The organism is Novosphingobium sp. G106 (assembly GCF_019075875.1).
In the GTDB taxonomy this organism is placed as follows: Bacteria; Pseudomonadota; Alphaproteobacteria; order Sphingomonadales; family Sphingomonadaceae; genus Novosphingobium.
In genome coordinates, this window is the sequence record NZ_JAHOOZ010000001.1 from 1550400 (window position 1) to 1568646 (window position 18247).

At 66.1% G+C, this 18247-nt stretch carries 15 protein-coding genes; 6 read left to right on the forward strand and 9 right to left on the reverse strand.

All coding sequences use genetic code 11. The features are described 5' to 3' along the window. Position 1: 1 nt before the first annotated feature. Together KRR38_RS07390 and KRR38_RS07395 are read right to left on the reverse strand one after the other, a co-directional pair. A complete protein-coding gene (locus KRR38_RS07390) occupies positions 2-922 on the reverse strand; it encodes an acyl-CoA dehydrogenase family protein (protein WP_217400141.1) in 921 nt (306 codons plus the stop codon). Then, positions 922-2067, reverse strand: coding sequence for an acyl-CoA dehydrogenase family protein (locus tag KRR38_RS07395; RefSeq protein ID WP_217400143.1), 1146 nt, complete (start codon positions 2065-2067; stop codon positions 922-924). Before KRR38_RS07395 ends, KRR38_RS07390 begins: the two co-directional genes overlap by 1 nt. A gap of 151 nt (positions 2068-2218) precedes the next feature. Here KRR38_RS07395 and KRR38_RS07400 point away from each other — a divergent pair, with 151 nt between their 5' ends. After that, positions 2219-3358: a heavy metal-binding domain-containing protein gene (locus KRR38_RS07400; RefSeq protein WP_217400146.1), complete on the forward strand. Its 1140-nt coding sequence runs from the start codon at positions 2219-2221 to the stop codon at positions 3356-3358. A 64-nt stretch (positions 3359-3422) separates the two neighbouring features. Here the strand turns inward: KRR38_RS07400 and KRR38_RS07405 are convergent, their stop codons facing one another. The 3 genes from KRR38_RS07405 to KRR38_RS07415 form a co-directional block, all read right to left on the reverse strand. Next, positions 3423-5735, reverse strand: a complete 2313-nt coding sequence (locus tag KRR38_RS07405) for a TonB-dependent receptor (protein WP_217400148.1) — start codon at positions 5733-5735, stop codon at positions 3423-3425. 180 nt (positions 5736-5915) lie between these two features. Beyond that, positions 5916-6680, reverse strand: a complete 765-nt coding sequence (locus KRR38_RS07410; protein WP_217400151.1) for an SDR family NAD(P)-dependent oxidoreductase — start codon at positions 6678-6680, stop codon at positions 5916-5918. Between the two features lie 13 nt (positions 6681-6693). Beyond that, positions 6694-8409 (reverse strand): FAD-dependent oxidoreductase, encoded by a 1716-nt coding sequence (locus KRR38_RS07415; protein WP_217400154.1) that lies wholly within the window; start codon positions 8407-8409, stop codon positions 6694-6696. Positions 8410-8607: 198 nt separating this feature from the next. Here KRR38_RS07415 and KRR38_RS07420 point away from each other — a divergent pair, with 198 nt between their 5' ends. From KRR38_RS07420 to KRR38_RS07430, 3 genes are read left to right on the forward strand one after another with little or no spacing between them, the layout of a single operon-like run. Next, the gene (locus tag KRR38_RS07420; RefSeq protein ID WP_217400157.1) at positions 8608-8922 is read left to right on the forward strand and encodes a non-heme iron oxygenase ferredoxin subunit; all 315 of its coding nucleotides are present in this window, start codon (positions 8608-8610) and stop codon (positions 8920-8922) included. Between the two features lie 31 nt (positions 8923-8953). Then, positions 8954-10156, forward strand: a complete 1203-nt coding sequence (locus KRR38_RS07425; protein ID WP_217400160.1) for an acyl-CoA dehydrogenase family protein — start codon at positions 8954-8956, stop codon at positions 10154-10156. 1 nt (position 10157) lies between these two features. Next, positions 10158-11183, forward strand: a complete 1026-nt coding sequence (locus KRR38_RS07430; RefSeq protein WP_217400163.1) for an acyl-CoA dehydrogenase family protein — start codon at positions 10158-10160, stop codon at positions 11181-11183. Between the two features lie 3 nt (positions 11184-11186). Here the strand turns inward: KRR38_RS07430 and KRR38_RS07435 are convergent, their stop codons facing one another. Then, positions 11187-11813: a nitroreductase family protein gene (locus tag KRR38_RS07435; protein WP_217400166.1), complete on the reverse strand. Its 627-nt coding sequence runs from the start codon at positions 11811-11813 to the stop codon at positions 11187-11189. A gap of 37 nt (positions 11814-11850) precedes the next feature. Continuing rightward, positions 11851-12645: an AraC family transcriptional regulator gene (locus KRR38_RS07440; protein WP_217400168.1), complete on the reverse strand. Its 795-nt coding sequence runs from the start codon at positions 12643-12645 to the stop codon at positions 11851-11853. A gap of 102 nt (positions 12646-12747) precedes the next feature. On the opposite strand from KRR38_RS07440, the gene KRR38_RS07445 reads away from it, so the two are divergent. After that, positions 12748-13533, forward strand: coding sequence for a class I SAM-dependent methyltransferase (locus tag KRR38_RS07445; RefSeq protein WP_217400170.1), 786 nt, complete (start codon positions 12748-12750; stop codon positions 13531-13533). Between the two features lie 4 nt (positions 13534-13537). Here KRR38_RS07445 and KRR38_RS07450 read toward each other — a convergent pair whose 3' ends face one another. Next, complete coding sequence (locus tag KRR38_RS07450) at positions 13538-14302, reverse strand: SDR family NAD(P)-dependent oxidoreductase (protein WP_217400173.1); 765 nt, start codon at positions 14300-14302, stop codon at positions 13538-13540. 126 nt (positions 14303-14428) lie between these two features. Between KRR38_RS07450 and KRR38_RS07455 the strand changes: the two genes are divergently transcribed. Beyond that, a complete protein-coding gene (locus KRR38_RS07455) occupies positions 14429-16504 on the forward strand; it encodes a glycosyltransferase family 41 protein (RefSeq protein ID WP_217400175.1) in 2076 nt (691 codons plus the stop codon). Here the strand turns inward: KRR38_RS07455 and KRR38_RS07460 are convergent. Next, positions 16501-18222 (reverse strand): class I adenylate-forming enzyme family protein, encoded by a 1722-nt coding sequence (locus KRR38_RS07460; RefSeq protein WP_309140989.1) that lies wholly within the window; start codon positions 18220-18222, stop codon positions 16501-16503. The two genes, KRR38_RS07455 and KRR38_RS07460, sit on opposite strands and share 4 nt — an antisense overlap. Positions 18223-18247 lie beyond the last annotated feature (25 nt).

The following is an 18247-nucleotide window of genomic DNA, read 5'->3' on the forward strand; positions in this document are numbered from 1 at the left end:
TTCAGTCGCCCCAGATCGCGTCTGCAGCAGCAACCGCCTGCGCACCTCTGCCGCCCAGTTCCGCCGTGAGCAGCTTGAGCCGATAGGTCCACAGGTGGAGCGGATGCTCGAGCGTCATGCCCATGGCGCCGAGGAACTGGTGGAAGTCGTAGCCGACCCGCTTGGCCGCTTCCTGCGCGTGCAGGGCAGCGAGCGCGGCATCGCCGGCGTCACCGGTGCCCGCAGCACGCAGAGCCAGCCAGTAGACGCCGTTGGTAGCAACCTGGATCTCGGCCAAGCGGTGGCGCAACGCCTGAAAGGTGGCGATCGGACGGCCGAACTGCTTGCGCTCTGAGACATAGGTGGTGACGCTCGCCAACGCCGCGGCGAGCAGCCCCGCCGCCTCGGCCGCCAGCGCCGCACGCCACTGCGTACGCAGGGCGTCGGGCGCGATGTCATGCGCGCGCGTCTCGGCGGGAATGCCGGTCAGGAAGGCGACCGGGTAGGCGTAGAGCACTTCGTCTCCGGCATCGCGGACGTGCTCGGCGTTTGCTGTGAAGCTGCGCACGCCGTCCTCGCCGACGACGATCACCGTCGCGCCAGGCTTGAGGAAGCGCACGGGCTTGCGCAGGTTGCCTTCCTCGATGAGGCACAGCGGCCGCGGCAGTGCGGGATCGAGCAGCGGGCGGATCAGGGCAGATGCACCGGCTTCCACTGCGAACGGCAGCCGCGCGAGCTTCTCGATCACCAACGCCGCGGTGACAGGCCCGAGCTCCTCCATCGCCATGACATCGAGGAAGCCGCCTTCGACCAGTTCGCTCTCCAGCGCATCGCTGGTCAGCGCGAACGACGTGTCGTGCATCGGCACACCGGCATAGGGCCGCGTCAGGCTGTCGATGAAATCGAGGATCTGGGTCTGGTCTTCGGAAAGGGACAGCTGCATCAGCGGGGCTCCCGCGGCAATTGGAGTACGTCGGAGGCGATGATGTTGAGCTGGATCTCGGCCGCGCCCGAAGCGATGCCAGCGACGATGCCGCGCTGGTGGTGCATCTGCAGGAAGGCCGAAGCGCCGGCCAGCGCCTCGGGCACATATTCGACGATGAATTCGCAAACCGCGCGCTCGGCCTGGACAGTGGCGAAGCGGGCCGAGGAGCTCTCGGGTCCGACCGTGCCGCCATCGACGCGCTTCTGGACGATCGCGTAGATCGCCGTCCGCGCCGCCTCGCAGAGCGCCGCACAGCGCGCCGCCTCGGCCTTGACGATGTCGTTCGAGAAATCGCCCGCCTGCTTTAGCATGCCCACCGCCCGGTCGAGTGCCGCACGCGCCAAGTGGTAGCGCGGAATGCCCAGGCGTTCGTTGGTCAGCGAATAGCCGATGATCTCCCAGGCCTGGCCTTCCTCGCCGAAGCGCTGGCCGACGGGGACGATGACGTCGTCGAAGAACACCTCGTGGATGTCGCCCTCGCCGATCAGGCTGGGGATCTGGCGCACGGTGATGCCCGGCGTGTCCATCGGCACGAGCAGGATGGTGATGCCTTTCTTGCGGTCGTCGCTGGTGCGCGTCAGCAGGAAGCAGGTGTCGGCGAGGCCCGCGTAGGAGGTCCAGATCTTCTGGCCGTTGACCTTGTAGTGGTCTCCTTTAAGCTCGGCGCGGGTGCGCAGCGAAGCTAGGTCGGAGCCCGAGTTCGGTTCGGAGAAGCCCTGGCACCAGAGCATCTCGCCGGCCGAGATCTGCGGCAGGTATTTCGCCTTCTGGGGCTCGGTGCCGTATTTGAGCATCGTCGGGCCGATCCAGTTGACGTTCATGTACTGGCCGCCGCGCGGCTCGCCCCATTCCCACATGACCTCGGCGAGGATCTGCTGCTCCCAGGGGCCCAGCCCTTCGCCGCCGATCTCCTTCGGCCAGTGCGGGAACAGCATCCCGTTCTCGGCGAGCTTGCGGCAGAAGCCCCGGGCAAATTCCGTCAGCGCCGGCGAGGCCGGGCCGTGCTTGGAGAATTCTTCCCAATCCTCGGGCAGCTCCGCTGCGAGGAAATCGGCGAGCTTCTGGCGGAACGCCTGCTGCTCGTCGGTCCATTCGAAATTCATGGCTATCGCTCTTTCAGGTTCTCCATCCCGTTAGACGACACAATGCATCGCTAACAAGGGGCCCCGCCAACTAGAGGCAAGCGATTTCGGCTTGCGCTCGAAAGGGCAAAGGCATCTTCTCCGCGACGCAGGGCGAACGGGAGCAATCACTATGGCGATGGTCACCGGTCTTTCCGGCAACGAAATCTATTGCATGGCGCTCAAGCACTATTCGCCCGGCGAGATCGTCGTGGGCAACAGCGTCCAATCCATGGGCTTCCTCGGCGGCATGGTCTCCGGCTTCAAGAACATGGCCGGCGGCGAGATCGAACCGGTCACCGAAGCGATCGAGAGCGGCCGGATCAAGGCCTTCGAGCGAATGGTCGCCGAAGCCCAGCGCGAAGGCGCCGCCGGCGTGACCGGGGTCACCGGCGAACTGATGGACTTCGTCGGCAACACCGAATTCCTCTTCGTCGGCTCCTGCCTGATGAACGACGGGCCAATAAGTGCCGAACGGGCCCCTTCGCGCGCCTTCTTCACCAGCGCCGGCAGCGGCCAGGAACTCTACTGCAATATCGACGCAGGCTATGCGCCGCTGCACCACGTCTTCGGCAACATCGCCTATAGCACCGGCATCGGCGGCGGGATCATGGGTTCGCTCAAGACGCTCGTGCGCGGCGAGATCACCGAATACAGCGATATCTTCAATGCAACCCGCCACAAGGCGCTCGATCGGATCGTCGCCCAGGCTAGGGGCTGCGGTGCCAATGCCGTGGTCGGCATCCGCACCAACGTCCGCTTCTGGCACGGCGCGCACGAGATGCTGATGACCGGCACTGCTGCGCGCAACCCCGCGCTGCCCGACCAGTACCTCAACAACCCCGTCACCAGCGACCTGACCGGGGAGGAGTTGTGGGCGATGTCGAGCCTCGGCTATGCCCCGGTGAAGTTGCTGATCTCGGCTTCGATATATTCGCTGGGCATGGCCGGGGGCCTCAAGGCCGCGTTCAAGGCCTTCACCAAGGGCGAGATCAGCGATCTCACCACTCTGATCCACGATGCGCGCGAAGTCGCCATCGGCCGGCTGAAGAGCGAGGCCGATGCCCTCGGCGCGCAGGATGTGGTCGGCGTGAAGACCTACATCGCCGAACTGGGATCCAGCCTCGTCGAGTTCCTCGCGATCGGCACGGCGATCAAGAAGATCGACGGTGTCGGCGTGACGACGCCGCAACTGCCGGTGCACGCCATCGTATCCGACAAGGACACCTGGATCGACGGCACTTTCGGCTTGTCGCTCGATCGGAATGGCTGAACGAACAGGCTCCGGACTCGCTTTCGCGAGCCGGAGCCTGAACACTACGCCTGGGACGTGAAGCTTAGCGGATCTTGCCGCTGAACGAGACACCGATGATCCGCGGGTCGTTGTAGACCGCGGCCATGTAGTTCTCGATCACGCCCTTGAGGTTCTTCTCGTTGGTGATGTTGCGCGCGAAAGCGGCGAGCTCCCAGGTGCCGTTGCCGCCGCTGTAGCCGACCTTGAGGCCGCCCTCGAAGTTGCCCTTCGAAGTGAACTCCTTCGTCTCGTAGAGCACGAAGTTGGTATAGCCCTGCACGTTCCAGTCCGTCGCGATGAAGAACTTGCCGCTGTCGGTGACCGGGATGTCGTAGCGCGCGGTGAAGTTCAGGTTGTACTTCGGCGCGTTGGGCAGCGGGTTGCCGTTGATGTTGGCCAGGAACACCGGACCGAACGGCGTCGCCTGGGTGCGGACCGGGTCGAGCACCGTGCAGACGATCGCGCCGTTGAGCGCACAGACCTGCGCCTCGGCCTTGCTGTCCTTGATCTCGGTGTGCAGCACGCTGCCACCGAGCGAGAGCACGAGCTCGGGCACCGGACGGAATTCCAGCTCGGCCTCGGCGCCATAGGCGTCGGCGCGGTTGGCATTGAACAGCACGCCGTTGCCGTTGGTGTCGTTGCCGTTGAGCTGGATGTCGTTCACCCGCCAGTAGAACGCGCTGGCATTGAAGCGCAGGCGGTTGTCGAGCCACTGGCTCTTGAAGCCGGCTTCGTAGGAAGTGATCGTTTCCGAATTCGCCGTGGTGAAGTCGGAGTTGAACACCGCCGAACGGCCCTGGATGGTCGGACCGCGGAAGCCGCGGGCGACGCGGGCATAGACGCTGGCGTCGTCGCTCACCTTGTAGAGCGCGCTGACGTCCCAGCTCACCTTGTCGTCGGACAGGCGCACGTGGCGGCGGCCCGGATAGGTGACGACGCCGGCGGCGGTGTCGGCCGTCTTGAGCAGGTCGGTGGTCTTGGTGTCCTTCGTGTAGCGGACGCCGCCGGTGACCGTCAGGCGATCGTTGAAGGTATAGCTCGCCTGGCCGAACCCGGCCCACGAGGTGTTGACGTTGTGAAGGCGGACCCAGTTGTTCGGGTTACGCGCCGCCGTCGTGAGGAAATAGGCGCGCTGATAGAAGTCGGTGATGTCGCGGCTGTCGAAGTAGAAGCCGCCGACCTGCCACTTCAGCGGGCCGTCGTTGTTGCTGGCGAGGCGCACTTCCTGCGTCCACTGGTCGAGATCGCGGATCTGGCCCTGCGATTCGCCGAAACCGTTGGGCACGCCGCCCACCGGGAAGTTGGCCGCCGCGCCGCCGTCAGTGTCACCGCGGCTGTAGCCCGAGGTATGCTCGTAAGCAGTAATCGAGGTGACCTCTACGCCACCCAGATCCCAGGTGATGTGGCCCGAGGCGCCCTGCGTCTTGTAGGCCTGCGGGTTGTTGTTCGCCTCGTCGAAGGCAACGCTGTCGCGGGGCGCGTTCGACTGGTTCGAACCCTTGGTCAGCGCGCCGCGCAGGAACAGCGTCGAGGTGCCGTTATAGTCGCGGACGTGGCCCGAGAGCAGCACCGAAAGGTTGCTGGTCGGCGTGTAAAGCAGCTGCAGGCGGGCGTTCAGGTCGTCGAAGCCGCCCATCACGTTCTTGGCCGGCGTCACCGTGCCGTCGGCGCTGACGCCGCGGAAGGTGTTGTCGACATAGTCCTGGCGGTGCTGCGCGAGCACCGAGACGCGCACCGCCAGCTTGTCCGCGATGAGCGGGCCACCGACGCCGGCGTCGAAGTTGACCGTGTCGTAGGTGCCGACGCTGAGCGAGGCGCGGCCCTGGAAGTCCATGGTCGGACGGTTCGTGTCGAACTTGACGATGCCTGCGGTCGTGTTGCGGCCGAACAGGGAGCCCTGCGGACCGCGCAGCACTTCGACTTGGGCCACGTCATAGACCGGGTTGGACTTCAGCACGACATGCTCGAGCACGACGTCGTCCTGGATGATCGAGACCGGCTGCGAGGCGCCGAGGTAGAAGTCCACGTTGCCGAGGCCGCGGATGTAGAAGCGCGGGAAGATGCGACCGGTGGTCGACTCGATATAGAGGCTGGGGACCTTGCCCGAAAGCGAGAGCAGCGTGTCGTCGCCGCCGCTGGTGAAGGCGCGCGTATCGTCGCCGCTGAGAACGCCGACCGAAACGGGGACGTTGGTCAGGTTCTCCGAGCGGCGCTCGGCCGTGACGACGATGTCGCCCAGGCCGTTCTCGCTGTCGCTGGCGGCCGCTTCGGCGGTCTGCGCGGCTGCGAGGGTCGGATAAGCGACCGTGCCAAGGAACAGGGCGGTCAGAAGCAGTGCTTGCTTGCTGGATTTCATGGGAAATTATCTCCGATTTTATCGGAGACGGTCTGCGCTCGCCCGCCAGCCTCTGCCGGCGCGCCACCGTCTCGGCGGCCCGCCTAGGCATCCCGTGTGAGAGATCAATGACAATGCTGCACCGCACAACGCTTCCGTTGCGAGGTGCAGCATATTTACAACAGTGTCAGGCGCTTACTTTCAGCGCGCAATCGCCTCTGGCGCGAGATAGCGCGTCGTCGAAACGCCGCCGTCGACCGCGATGGTCTGGCCGTTGACGAAGCCCGCCTCGTCCGAGGCCAGGAAGGCGGCCATGTTGCCGACGTCCTCGACCGTGCATTCGCGGTTGTAGGGAGTCAGCTCGTGGTTGGTGCGGCGGAAGAAATCGAGGTCCCAGTAGGCCTCGGTCATCTCGGTCCGCACGACGGTGGGCGCGATATAGTTGCTGCGGATGCCCTGCGGGCCATATTCGGCTGCCAGAGTCTGCATCAGGCCGATCTGCGCTGCCTTGACTGCGCTGTAGGCGCCGCCGCCCGGCGTGCCGTAGATGCCCCAGGTCGAGCCAACGAACAGGATCGAAGCGCCCTGCCCGAGATGCGGCAGCGCCTCGCGCGTCAGCCGGAACGGCGCGCGCAGCGAGATGCCGAGCACCTCGTCGAGCATCTCGTCGGTCGTGGCATGGACCGAACCGAAATTGAACGAGCCGGCATTGTTCACCAGGATGTCGAGCCGGCCGAAGGTGTCGAGCGCATGGGCGACGATCGCCTTGGGCGCGTCCTCGGCCGTGGCGTCGACCGCGATCGACGAATAGGTGATGCTCGAACCCAGTTCCTCGCCGAAGCGCGCGAGCTTGGCCTCGTTGCGGCCGGTCGCGACGACCTTGACGCCCTTGGCGCCCAGCGCACGGACGATGCCCGCGCCGATGCCGCCGCCGCCGCCCGTGACGATCGCTACTTTGCCTTGCATTGTCTTGAACTCCTTAAGCGCGCTGGTTGCCGGATCGCTCGGCGATGTCGTTCGCGGCGATGTAGGCGAAGGTCATGGCCGGGCCGATCGTCGCGCCGGCGCCCGGATAGACGTCGCCGAACGGCGTGCCTGCCTGGTTGCCCGCGGCATAGAGCCCGGCGATCGGATTACCCTGGCCGTCGAGCACCCGCGAACGATCGTCGCAGCGCAGCCCGCCCTTGGTGCCGAGATCGCCGGCATTGATCGGCACGGCGTAGTAGGGCGCGGTGTCGATCGGGCCGAGGTTCGGGTTCGGCGTCACCGTCGGGTCGCCGAAGAACTGGTCGTAGATGTTCATGCCCTTGCCGAACTCGGGATCGACGCCGGTCTTCGAATATTCGTTGTTCTTGGCCACAGTGTCCTTGAGCGCCTCGACCGGCACCTTGATCTTCTTCGCTAGTTCCTCGATCGTGTTGGCGCGGAAGATGTAGTGGTCCCACCAGTCCTCGGGCACCTTCTTCTCGGGCGTGTGCACGGTGGGCATCAGGCCGCCCGAGCTGAACTTCTTGCGGAACTTGGCGTCGAACACGTGCCAGCACGGCAGGTTGGCGCCGGTCTTGGCGTGATCGCGGATCATGCCCTGGCCGAACTGGTCGTAGCCGCAGGCTTCGTCGACGAAGCGCACGCCGTTGCGGTTGACGCAGACGCTCCACGGCCGGCCGACGTCGAAAGCCGCCTGGTGAATCTCGTGGAAGTTCGACGCGCCCTTCATCGGCAGGACCATGGTCGGGATGAACCAGGGTTCCTCGGTGTGCTCGGTCGAAGCGCCGATCTTCTCGGCAGCGATCAGCGCCTCGCCGCGGTTGCCGTCCTCGGGCGAGGACGAATGGCGGGTCAGGCTGGGGAACGGGAAGAAACGATCGCGCAGTTCCTGGTTCCACTCGAAGCCGCCCGCGGCAAGCACGACGCCGTGGCGCGCGTTGACCGTGTACTTGCGGCCATAGTTGCTGACCTCGACGCCCGAGACCTTGCCGGCATCGTCGACCAGGACCTGCTCGAGCTTGGTCTCCATGCGCAGTTCGACGCCGCGGGCGAAGACCTGCTTGTAGACCGCGCCCATCAGCGCCGCGCCCTGGGTGAAGCGCTTGTCGCGGTGCGAGACGGCGCGGGTCGAGCGGTCCATCCAGTAGCGCGTGATCACCTTGGCGGCGACGCCGCGCCAGCCCTTGTTCTGCATCATCAGCGAGAAGGTCTCGGTCAGATCCATCGCGTAGCGGCCGAACAGCTTGAAGCGATTGTACTGCTCGCGCATCAGCGCATAGCGGTTGTCACCTAGCTCGCGCCCGTCGAACGTCGGCGCGATCACCGAACGGTCCGAACGCGCGCCGGGCTTCAGCGGCTCGTAGTCGGGCCAGGCGGCGGCCAGGATCGTTACGCCCGTGCCGGTAAGGTACTTCAGCATCTGCGGCGCCTGGTCGACGAAGGCTTCGAGCCGCTGGCGGTTGACCGGCTTGGTGATCACGCTGTCGAGGTATTCGAGCGTCTGCGCGCGGCTATCGCCCTTGTCACCGTCGAGCTGATGGTTCGGGATCCACATGACGCCGCCCGAGGTCGCCGAAGTGCCCCCGAACTTCTGCGCTTTCTCGATGATTAGGACCTTGAGGCCCTGGTCGGCCGCGCGCAGCGCCGCCATGGCCCCGGCAGCGCCCGACCCTACGACGACGACATCAAAAGTCTCGGTTTCCTGCACTCGTTCACTCCCCCGGCGCTCGGCATCCAGGCTCTCGCCAAAGGTCTGCCAATATCGGCGGAAGGTGTGCCCGAGAAATGACCGGCAGGGTAGAGCCAATTGCTTCCGCGCGCGTTTGGCGGCAAGGGCGGATTGAACCGCGGCCGAGACCCTTTCAAGGCGCGCCGCTATTCGGACGTGAAAGAGAGATTTAGGGCAATGAGCGAAAAGACCTTCGTCGCGGTGGCCAAGCTGGCCGACCTGCCGGCCGGGACCAAGATCGTGGCCGATGCGGACGGCACCGAGATCGTCCTGTGCAACACGCGCGACACGATCTTCGCCGTGCAGAACCTGTGCAGCCATGCGCACGAGAAGCTCGACTGCGGCAAGATGAAGAACGGCTGGATTTCCTGCCCAGTCCACGGCGCGCGCTTCGACCTGGAGACCGGCGAGCCGATGAACCCGCCCGCGACGATGGCGATCAAGACCTACCCGGTGCGCGTCACGGGCGACACGATCGAAGTCGCTGTTTGACGCGACGAAAACTGCATTGCATGAGGCCGGAATGAGCGAGGATACCCACCTGGAAGCGCTGCGCGGCGAAGTCCGCGCCTGGCTCGACGCGAACGCCCCCAAGACCTGGCGCGAAGACTATAAGGCGATGAACCACGCCGAGTTCGCCGATGCCCAGCGCACCTGGTTCCGGACCTTGGTCGAGGGCGGCTACGCCGCGCCGCACTGGCCAGCCGGCCTCGCGCTCGGCAGCGGCCGCAGCCTCGCCGAGCAGAAGGTGATCTACGAGGAGATGGCCCGCGCCGACACGCCGCGGCTGCTGCTATCCTTCGTCTCGACCTATCACGCCGCCTCGACTTTCCTCGAATGCGGCACCGAGGAGCAGAAGGCCCGCTACCTGCCCGCCATCCTGCAGGGCGAAACCTGGTGCCAGGGCTTCTCCGAGCCCAACGCCGGCTCGGACCTCGCCTCGCTCAAGTGCAAGGCTGAGCGGCAGACGCGCGATGGCCGCGAGGTCTATGTCGTCAACGGCCAGAAGGTCTGGTCGACGATGGCGCAATATGCCGACAAGTGCCTGCTGCTCGTGCGCACCAGCAGCGAGGGCGTAAAGCAGGCCGGCATCACCTTCCTGCTGATGGACATGAAAGCCAAGGGCGTCACCGTCCGTCCGATCGAGCAGATCCAGGGCGACGAGGAATTCTGCGAGATGTTCCTCGACGAGGTCGAGATCCCCGTGACCGACCGCGTCGGCGCGGAGAACGCCGGCTGGGCCGTCAGCCAGGCGACGCTCTCGTCCGAGCGCGGTTTGACCCTGATGGAGCTGACCTACAAGATGCGCGGCGCCCTCGCCCGCATCGCGGAGCTGATCCGCAAGAACGGACTCGAGGAAGATCGCGGCGTGCTGCGCGACTACGGCCAGCTCGTCACGCGCTGCGACGAGGCCTGCGCCATCGCCGACCAGTTCCTGCAGAACCGCATCGACGGGATCGAGCGCGTCGGCGACGCCTCGGTGGTCAAGAACACCTACAGCCGCGTGCTGCGCGAATATTCGCTGCTCGGCACCCGCCTCGGTGGGATCGACGAACAGTACCGCGCACCGATCGTCTATGGCGACCTCACCACCGGCAACTGGATGGCCGATTTCATGAATAGCTACGCCTGGACCATCGCCGGCGGCAGCGAGGAAGTGCAGCGCAACATCCTGTCCGAGCGCATGCTCGAAATGCCGCGCGAACCGAAGAACTGGGTGCTCTGACATGATCGAACGCGCCGAACTCCACGACGCCGCGCAGAAGGCGTTCCCCGCCGACCAGCTGCGGCCCGACCGCAAGGCCAGCTGGGACCTGATCGCCGAAATGGGATGGCTGCTGCTGCCGCTGCCCGAGGACGCCGGCGGTCTCGGCCTCGGCCGCGATGCCGCGGCGGCGATTCATTTCGAGCTGGGCAAGGTGCTGTCGACCGCGCCGCTGCTCACCGCGCTGCTCACCGTGCAGGCTTTGGCTGCAGCCGATGATCTTCCTGATCAGGCCGGCTGGATCGAGCGGCTGACTGCGGGTGAACTCGTCACCGTAAACCTGCTGCCGGCAGACTTGGAGCTGACCGATTCCGGATCGATCCGGCTGAGCGGCACTCTCCCCTGCACGCTCGACGCCGATCTGGCGAGCCACACGCTGGTCGTCACCGGGGACCTAGCCGTGCTCGTGCCGTTGGATGGCGAAGGCGTGGCGCTAGCCGAGCGCCGCCTCTGGGACGAGAGCCGCCGGCTGTTCGACGTGACGCTGACCAATCACACGGTCGCCCCGGAGCTGGTCGTCGCGCGCGGCGCGAAGGTTCAGACGCTCGTGGCCCATCTCGAGAGCAACCTGCAGCTCGCGCTGGCCGCCGATAGCCTGGGCGGTGCCACGGCCGCGCTCGACATGACGGTCGAGTACCTCAAGACACGCAAGCAGTTCGACCGGCCGCTCGCCATGTTCCAGTCGCTCAAGCACCGCTGTGCCGATCTCAAGGTCCAGGTCTCCGCGGCCGAGGCGCTGCTGTGGAAGCGCGCGGCGGACGAGAATGCAAGTTCCGTCGATTTCGGTGCGCTGAAAGCCCGTGCGAGCGATGTCTATCGCATCGTCGCCGAGGAGGCGATCCAGCTCCACGGCGGCATCGGCCTGACCGAGGAGCACCCGATCAACCTGTTCATGAAGCGGGCGATGCTCAACCTTCAGCTCGGCGGCAGTCTCGACACCTGGCGCGAACTCGCCGGACGGCAGGCGCTGGAGCAGTACGCGGCCTAGGTCTTACCACCCGTTCCAATGCGTGATGCGGCTGACCGGCGGCCGCTGCGCGGGCTTGAAATCGGTGCCCTTGGTATAGCCGATCGGCAGCAGGCCGACCTGTAGGACGGTGTCGGGAATGCCGAGCAGCTTGGCCGCCTCCTTCTCGTGCAGCAGGTGCAGCGTCGTCAGCGCCGAGCCCAGCCCGCGGGCACGGAGCGCGAGCTGGAAGCTCCAGACCGCCGGATAGATCGAACCGTACATGCTCCCGAGCATCAGCATCGGCGCGCCTTCGGGCGGACGGCCTTCGACGCAGGGAATGAGCATGGCGGGCACCTTTTCGAGGTTTTCGGCCAGCCACATCGCCGAATCGCGCACCCGCGCCGCCTGATCCGTGGCTGTGGCAAGCCCCGCGTTAAGATAGGGCAGCGCACCCTTGCGGTAGATGTCGGCCAGCGCCGCCCGCTTGTCGGGATCATCGACCACGAGCCAGCGCCAGGTCTGGCTGTTGCTCGCCGTCGGCGCCTGGACCGCGAGTTCGAGGCATTCGGCGATGACTTCGCGCGGCACCGGCCGGTCGAGATCGAGCCGCTTGCGCACCGCCCGCGTCGTCGAGAGCAGGGCATCGGTCATGGCAAGATCGAACTGCATGGCAGGTCCTTTCAGACGGGCGGTTCAGGCGGCCAACTCAGGCAGCGGGCCGCCGCTTGGTGTTGCGATAGTCGGTCGGCGCCATGCCGACGGCCTCGCGGAAGGTTTTGGCGAAGGCGGCCTGGTTTTCATAGCCCACTTCGGCAGCGATGGCGCCAACCGTGCGGTCCGTGCCGTCGAGCATTGCGATCGCCGCGTGGATGCGCAGGCGGCGACGGTAGGCTTCCCAGCTCATCCCGGCTTCGGCGAGGAACCGCCGGCGCAGCGAGCGCTCGGACAGGCCGGATTCGCGGCAGACCTCGGCCAAAGTGATCGTCGCCAAGGCATCCCGGGTCACCGCCATCGCGCGCTCGACGCGCGGGTCCTCGCCGGTGGGCAGGACGAGCTCGACCTCGTCGGCGAGCCAGTCGGGACAGAGGCTCGCCATGCAGGCGAAATAAGCGCGACGCGCGGCATCCTCGCCGCTGCCCAGCGGCCAGCGCCGGGCATGGGCCATCATCTCGCGCAGCAGCGCCGGCGCCCGGATCACCCGCAGGCGAGCCCCGGCCACGGGCGGGGGCACTAGCTCTGCCGAGAGGAACACCGAGCCGGAGGCAACTTTCTGGATGCGCGTGCGATGTACGGTGCCGGCAGGTATCCAGGCGGCGAACTGGTGCGGGATGCGATAGCGCCCCTCGGCCCCCTCGACGTCGACCGAGCCGGCGGTCGCGTGGAGCAACTGGTGCATGTCGTGGAAATGCCAGGGCGTATCGACATCCCAGCCGTCGCTGTCATGCGCACCGCCGAGCACCGGCACCGCCTGGTCGCGCATGGGGACGAGCCCGATGTTCATCGCCGGAAATCCTTGGCCGCTCAAGCGTCAAGTCTGGCCGATCGACGCGCGTTGGCCAAGCGGGAATCGGCTATATCGTCCTGACCACAGCGGAGAGAAGCGATGGCCCGGCAGACGCCCCACAACGCAAAGATCGTCGACCAGCACACACAGCAGGCGGAAGGCTATGCCAGGCTGACCCAGGGCATGATCGCCGGCGATCGCCGCGCCGCCCTGCGCGCCTTCATCGACCTGAAGCCCGACGACGAACTGCTCGACGTCGCCTGCGGCCCCGGCTCGCTGGCGCTCGACCTTGCCCCTCACATTGCACGGGCGACGGGCTACGACATCACCCCGGCCATGCTCGACCAGGCGCGCGCCGCACAGGCAAGGCTCGACGTCGGGAATGTGAAATGGGTGCTGGGCGACGCGCTTGGTCTGCCCTTCCCCGACGATGCATTCAGCGTCGTCGGCTCGAGCGCAGCCTTCCACCACTTCGAGCACCCCGGTGATGTCCTGGCCGAGATGCGACGGGTCTGCCGGCCCGGCGGCCGTGTGGTCGTGCTCGACGTCACGCCCGAGCCCGACAAGACCGCGGCCTACGACCGGATGGAGCGCCTGCGCGATCCGTCGCACGGCCACGCCCACGCGATTGCCGAGTTCGAAGCGATGGGGCGCGAAGTGGGCCTCGGGCAAGCGCGGAGCGTGACCAGTTTCACCGGCCCCATGCCCTATGCCGCCGTGCTGGAAACGTCCTTTCCCGAGACCTGCACGCGCGATCAGCTTCTGGCGATGATGCGCGAGGACGCGGCAAGCGGCGAGGACCGCCTGGGCTTCCGCGCGCAGATACAGGACGGCGCGGTGATGGTGACCTATCCGATGTCGATGATCGTCTGGACCAAGGCCTGAGGCCTCACTGGCGCATCGAATTGCCGCCGTCGACGCTGATCACCTGGCCTGTGACGAAGCTGCCCTCGTCGGACATCAGCAGCGCCCCCATCGCGGCGATGTCCTCGGGCTTGCCGAGCCGGCCGACGGGAATGCGCGCCGCCATGCCGGCGACGACATCGGGGTCCATCACCGCCTCGAAGCGCGCATGCGTGACAACGCCCGGCGCGATCGCATTGGCGCGGATGCCTTGCGGGCTGAAACGGTTGGCCACATGGCGCACCAGGGCGTGAACCGAAAGCTTGCTCATCGCATAGGCGAGCCGCACGGTCTCGCCCATGAAAGCCGCACCCGAGGTGGTATAGACCAGCGAACCGCCGCCGCGCTTCAGCATCTCCGGGATCGCCGCACGCGTGCAGAGCACGAAGCCTCGGGCGTTGATGCGCATGACTTCGTCGAAGGCCTCCATCGGCAACCCCAGAATGTCCTCGCCGCTCTCGCCGTCCTTGAAGCTGGCATAGTTCGCGTGAAAGCCATCGAGCCCGCCGAAGCGGCTGACTGCCAGGGCCACCGCCGTTTTGATCGAGGCTTCGTCGCCGCCGTCGAGCGCCGTCGCCACCGCGGTTCCGCCGGCGGCGACGATCTCGCCGACCTGCGCCTCGGCCAGCGCGCGATCGATGTCGCCCAGAACCACCGCGGCGCCTTCGGCGGCATAGCGTCGTGCCAACCCGCCGCCTATACCCCCGCCGCCCGCAACGACGATGATTTTGCCCTTCAGCCTGCCTTCCATCGGATATCTCCCCAATTGAATCCCAACCAAGCCCATCCGTATGGTGGCGGCAATCAATAATTAACTACGTCGATTTACCGTTCTGCTGGGGGCCGAAATCGCGTCCCGAAGGGACGAGACGGCACGATGACCAACTTCCAGGACCTGCTTTCGCCGCCCGTGCAGGCTGCGCCGCAGGCCGAACTCGACGCCCTCGTCGCACTCTACAGCCAGTCGCGGATGGACGAGGCCCTCGATCGCGTTGCCGATCTGATCCGGCGCTACCCGGCCTGCGAGGTAACCCACAATATCTCAGGCGTCGTCGCCGCCGGTGCCGGCAAGCTCGATGCCGCGGTCATGCTGCACGACATGGCCATCGCCATGGCGCCCGACTATTTCGAGGCCTTCAACAACCGCGGCAATGCCCTGAAGACCCTGAAGCGCTACGACGAGGCGCTGGAAAGCTTCGCCGCCGCCATCGCGCTGAAGCCCGACTATTTCGAGGCCCATCTCAATCGCGGGATCGTGCTGCGGCTGGTGATGCGCTTTGACGAGGCCCTCGACGCGATCGGCGCCGCGCTACACTACAGCCCGAACCTGCTCCAGGCCTACAGCAACCGCGGGAACGTCTTCCAGGACATCCACCGCTTCGATGAAGCGCTGGCCGACTACGACCGGGCGCTGGAAATCGACCCTCGCTTCGTGCCCGCCCATATCAACCGCGGCAACGTGTTGCGCGTCCTCGTTCGGCGCGACGAAGCACTTGCCTGCTACGACACCGTGATCGCGCTGGCGCCGGGCAATGGCCTGGCACATCGCGGTCGCGGCGGGGTCCTGAAGGACCTGACGCGCCTTCCCGAAGCGGTCGCCAGCTTCGAACAGGCCTATGCGCTAGACCCGACCGATGCACAGGCGCTGTGTCAGGCGATGTCTCTGCGCGCACAGATGGGTGACTGGTCACTCAAGGGCGACGGTCCCGGTGCCGAAGTGTGCCACCGTATGGCCGAAGGCAAAGCCGTTTCCCCCTTCCAGTTCGTCGCGATTTCCGACGACGCCGAGTTGCAACTTGCCAATGCCCGCACCTGGGCGAAGCGTTTTACGCAGCAACCTCCCTTTCCCGCGATGCCGCGCGCGCCAGGCGAGAAGATCAAGATCGGCTATTTTTCGGGCGATTTTCACAACCACGCGACGATGTGGCTGATGATCGGCATGCTCGAGCGGCACGACCGGGCGCGGTTCGAAATCCACGCATTCTCCGATGGCCCGGAGGTACAGGACGAGATGCGCGCGCGCGCGATGGGTGCGGTCGACGGTTTCCATGATCTGCGGAGCCTCGGCGACGCCGCCGCGGCGCAGCTTGCACGAGCCATCGGCATCGACATCGCCGTCGATCTCAAGGGCTATACCCAATATGGCAGGCTCGGCATCTTTGCGCAGCGCGCGGCCCCGATCCAGGTTTCCTATCTCGGCTATCCGGGCACGGTGGGCATGGACTGCATCGACTATCTGATTGCAGACCGCATCGTCGTTCCGGAAGATCACCAGGCGTTCTACGCCGAGAATATCCTCTATTTGCCGGACTGCTACCAGGTGAACGACAGCGAACGCGCGGTATCGACGAAGGTATTCACGCGCACCGAGCTCAACCTTCCCGACGATGCGTTCGTCTTCTGCTGCCTGAACAACAATTACAAGGTCACGCCGAGCGAGTTCGACATCTGGATGCGGCTCCTGTCGCGGGTCGAAGGCAGCGTGCTGTGGCTGCTCGCCGACAATGCCTGGGCGGCCGACAATCTGCGCCGCGAAGCCGAAGCCCGTGGGGTCGACGGATCACGCCTGACCTTCGCCGGACGCGCGCCGATGGAGGAGCACCTCGCGCGCCAGCGCTGCGCCGACCTGTTCCTCGATACGTTCAACTACAACGCACACACCACGGCCAGCGACGCGCTGTGGGTCGGCCTGCCGCTGATCACCAAGCTCGGCGCGAGCTTCCCCTCGCGCGTCGCAGGAAGTCTGCTGCACGCGGTCGGCCTCCCCGAGCTCGTGACCGAGAGCGCCGAAGCCTACGAGGCGCTGGCCTATGACCTCGCGACGGACCCGGCTCGACTGGCGGAGATCAGAGCCCGGCTGGCGGCGAACCGCACGACGACGCCATTGTTCGATACCGAGCTCTTCACCCGCAATATCGAGCAGGCCTTCGAGCAGATCGTCGCGGCGGCCTAGTCGCTCGCCGGTGGAGCCACGCCGAGCGCCTTGGCGGCGAGTTCGCGCACCACGCTCGACTTGACCTTTTCGTTCCCGGTCACCGCGTAGTCCTCATCGGTGAAGAACAGCACGCGGCGCGGCACCTTGAAGCTGGCGATCTCGGCCTTCACGAAAGCGACGATCTCGGCCTCGTCCAAGGTCACGCCATCGACCGGCACGATGCAGGTTACAACCATTTCGCCGAGCAGGTCATCGGGCACGCCGACGGTCTGCGTCCGCTTGACCCCGTGGAAGCGACAGACGACGTCGTCGACTTCCAGCGGCGAGACGTTGGCGCCGCCGGTCTTGATCATGTCGGTCAGCCGGCCCTGCCAGAAGAACCGCCCTTCCGCGTCGACATAGCCGCCATCGCCCGTGCAGAAGAAGCCTTGGGCGTCGAAGCATTCCTCGGGCGTCTTGCCGAGGTAGCCCATCATCAGGGTCGGGCCCTTGATGCACATCTCGCCCTTGGCACCGCGCGGCAGGATCGCACCGGTCAGGGGATCGACGATCTTGAGGATATTGCCGGCGAAAGGCCCGCCGCAGCTGTCTAGATAGAACTCGGGCGGGGTCTCGACGGTAAAACCCGTGCAGATCGTCATCGTCTCGGTACAGCCGAAGGCCTGCGGCACGCGCCAGTTCGTATCGACCGTCGGGTGCTCCCAGATCAGCTCGCCACGCGGGATGTACTTGAGGCTGGAAAGGTCGGCCTCGGCCCAATTCGCCGCCGCCTGGAGCCGCGCCCACTGGTGCGGACGGCCGTTGATGAAGGCCAGGCGCTCGCGCTCGATCAGGTCGATCGCTTCCTCGGCCTCGAAATAGCGCTGGAGCACCACCGCACCGCCCGTGGTGAGGGCCGAGCCGAGCACCATCGAGACGTTGCCCGACCAGAAGAAGCCGTTGCCCGTCCAGGCGCGTACGGGCTCCATCATCCCGAAATTGCGCGGCCAGCGCCACCACTGGACGGTGAAGGCGCGCTGAGCATGGACGATGCCTTTGGGCAGGCTGGTCGTGCCGGAGGAGAAGAAAATGCCGCCGATGTCGTTCGGCATGACCGTATCGGCGCGGGCCAGGACCAGCGCCTCGGGAATGGGTTTGCCGCGGGCGAGGAAAGCACCCCAGTTCTCGACCGCGCCCCCAATCGTGGATTCGAGCGGTTCGCCGCTGCCCATGACCCCACCCAGCGAGACGATGTGGCGCAGGAAGGGATACTTCGCAGAAGCCAGCGTGCCGGGCGCACCCTCCGCGATCGCGGGCTCGAGCCCGGCAATCATCGCGTGGAAATCCTTCTTGAGCACGTGCTGCTCGAGCAGCAGCAGCGAGATCTGCGAGGCTCTAAGCAGATAGTCCATCTCGGATGGCGTCGAGAAAGTGCTGAGCGCCACCGGCACGCCGCCGGCCAGTGCCGTGCCGAACAAAGCGGCGAGGAATTCGGGACGGTTGGTCATGAGGATGCCAACCCGGCTGTCGCGGCCGACGCCACTGGCGATCAGCGCCCCCGCGACCTCGATCGAGCGGGCGAGCAGATCGTCGTAGGACCACGACAGGCGATGCTCGCCCTTGCCCATGACCAGCGCCTCGCGCGGGCCATAGCGCGCCACGACCTCGCGCAGATAGCCGCCGATGGTCTGCGCGCCCTGCCCAGGCTCTTCGGCGAGCGGAATGCCGTGGACGAGCGAAAGCGACGGATCCTGCACGCGTGATTTCCTCCCCGAAAGCGAG